Source organism: Nitrosomonas supralitoralis (assembly GCF_003011925.2).
Classification (GTDB): Bacteria; Pseudomonadota; Gammaproteobacteria; order Burkholderiales; family Nitrosomonadaceae; genus Nitrosomonas; species Nitrosomonas supralitoralis.
Map to the genome: position 1 here is coordinate 1 of NZ_PXXU01000131.1, position 2,288 is coordinate 2,288.

Annotated in this window: 1 protein-coding gene and 2 pseudogenes; all 3 read right to left on the reverse strand. The window is 49.4% G+C overall.

Going from position 1 to position 2,288, the window contains the following annotated elements; translation table 11 throughout:
• Positions 1–1,319, reverse strand: a pseudogene (locus C7H79_RS16905) (hypothetical protein); the annotation flags it as partial.
• A 6-nt stretch (positions 1,320–1,325) separates the two neighbouring features.
• Positions 1,326–1,949, reverse strand: a complete 624-nt coding sequence (locus C7H79_RS16910; protein ID WP_106708394.1) for a hypothetical protein — start codon at positions 1,947–1,949, stop codon at positions 1,326–1,328.
• A 44-nt stretch (positions 1,950–1,993) separates the two neighbouring features.
• A pseudogene (locus C7H79_RS18180) lies at positions 1,994–2,288 on the reverse strand (hypothetical protein); the annotation flags it as partial.

A 2,288-nucleotide genomic window follows, 5' to 3' on the forward strand; every position in this document is an offset into this window, starting at 1 on the left:
CCACACGCATATGCGATATTCAGCGTAGCCATACCAAAATAGCCGTTTGGATTTACACCCGCAGGATCATTTGATTTGACTGGAGCCCAAAAAGCATGAATCAGGTGAGAAGCTTCATTTGCACCAAGATTCAACTGCTCTACAAAAGCAATCGCTGCAGCGGGGTTAAGGTTTCCGGGCACGTCAAATCGCAGCTGGCGGTTAGTATCGAACGCCAGTTGAGCCAATTGCCCCAAGAGAGCCGCAGACTGAGAGCCACCCGAAGAAATGTAGGTGTAATTGAATGGGGTATATTGCAGTTTCTGCCGCGCAGCCACATAATCATCAGTTGAATATGCATTTCCACCTTCTACAAAGCATGTCAGAACACCCGATTTAGCCCATTTCTCCAATCCGCTCGTATTGTATCCGTAGGCATCTGAGGTAGTTGCAACCACAGCAGAGCCGCCAGTCACACCAACCAACACTTCAACCAGGTCGGTTTGCGCAGATACCACGTCAGGCAGATAAGCAGATCCACCAAAATCATCTTTGGCATCTGCATTGAGTGATCCGGTGAATTCCTGAATCAGGATTCCTGACTTATCTCTGATACGCAAGGTAATGAAGTCATTTGCGACCGCAGAACCGCCGGTTTTCTTCTCATCCGCGCGAAACTCGACAATAATTCCATCGTTAAAGCACTCAAGATGCTTAACCGCAAAGAAATAAGTGCCGACAGGCTCCGCTGCTGCTGGCAAAATGGTCAGCGTCGGAGCCGTTGAGAATCCGGTACCGCCAGCCGTTACAGTCACAGAGGTAATAACTCCGTTCGTAAACACCGGGGTTAGCGTGGCGCCGGTACCCGGTCCACCTACTGTGATTGCTTCCGTTCCAGCATAATCAGTTCCGCCACTCACAACGGTTACAGATGTAATCGCACCGGCATTGACAATCGCTGTTAGTACTGCAGGGGTATGAGACGCTGCAAATGCTGGCGTGTCGGTTGAGGCGGTTATTACAGCCCATTTTATCAGGGCTGCATCAGTTACCAGTCGTTGCACAACCGCCTCATAAGCGCCATTATTAAGCGCTTCAACTACGTGCACCCAGGCTTCATTCAAAGCCGAAGCGCGGATTAGTTCGCCCTTCCCAAGTTTTTTAAGCACATTGCCGCGATCCACCTTGAAGGGTTTATCTATACGGCCACGTGCAGAGCGCATCATTATTGCTAACACCTGATCCTGATTGTCCTGTGACGGAACTTCAGAATTATCGCGCAGAGGGTTAAGTTGCACGCCAGATTCGGCACCCAGTTGTCTAACGAAAGTGGTAGTCATTGCTTATTAACCTCCGTTTTTGTTGCTGTTTGCGTGCGATTTGCCTGGCTTCTTGGAACTTCCTTTTTTATCAGGATGAGTTTCCGTGGTTTCATCGTTTGCTTGGGATGGGGCGGGATCACCTTCTTCGAGCGGCTCTTTGCCTTCTTTGTCATCGTCAGGATTAGCACCCGAGGTTTCGTCCGAATGATCGGTTTTGCCGTCATTATTCCCTGGATCTTCATCGGCTCCACCGCCTGATTCATCACCGGACGGCTCTTTGCTTTCTGGCTCTGAATTCAGGTCAACTTCCGTCTTAGGATCGCTTGGCTGCTCATCATTTGCAATCGTCTCAATAGTCATAACCACATATTCATGACCGTTTAGCGCGGCGATTTGTTGAACACTGGATGCAAGCCGAATGAATTGATCTTCACTCTCTATTTGCACCACTTTTTTGTTGGATCCATCGGAAACTGTGACGCCACGAAGATAAAGCCCTCGCACCTCTGAGAGCGTAATATCGTGAGGCATACGATTGACCGCTTCAACATCTACTGGATAAACGCATCCGGCAAACGCCTCAGCTATTAACTCGGCCACCCTTCCCGTTAGGGAAGGAGCGCCAAGATCGACTCGTTTTCTAGTCATTCTGGTACTCCTTTCTCTTATTGCTCGGCTATCGAATGCTACGATTAAGGCATGTTGGTTATGTTAATCAACGCACATCCGAGGGCAGCTTGCGGGAACGGGTTAACCGCCGTGAAATTACGCGCATAGAAAGCAGCGCCTTGCTTCAGATCGGCATTCAATGCCAGCGGCAGAACAGTTGGAGGCACAGCATCGCCCAGTACAAAAGGATTCATTGGAACGCTGGTTGCTCTACCGAACCCGATGATTTGAGAGGCATTAGAAGTTTCAACAACGACTTTTGGCGTGTAGTAGACTTCATAGCGACCAAACAAGCGACCTATGCGGAATATCGAAGGC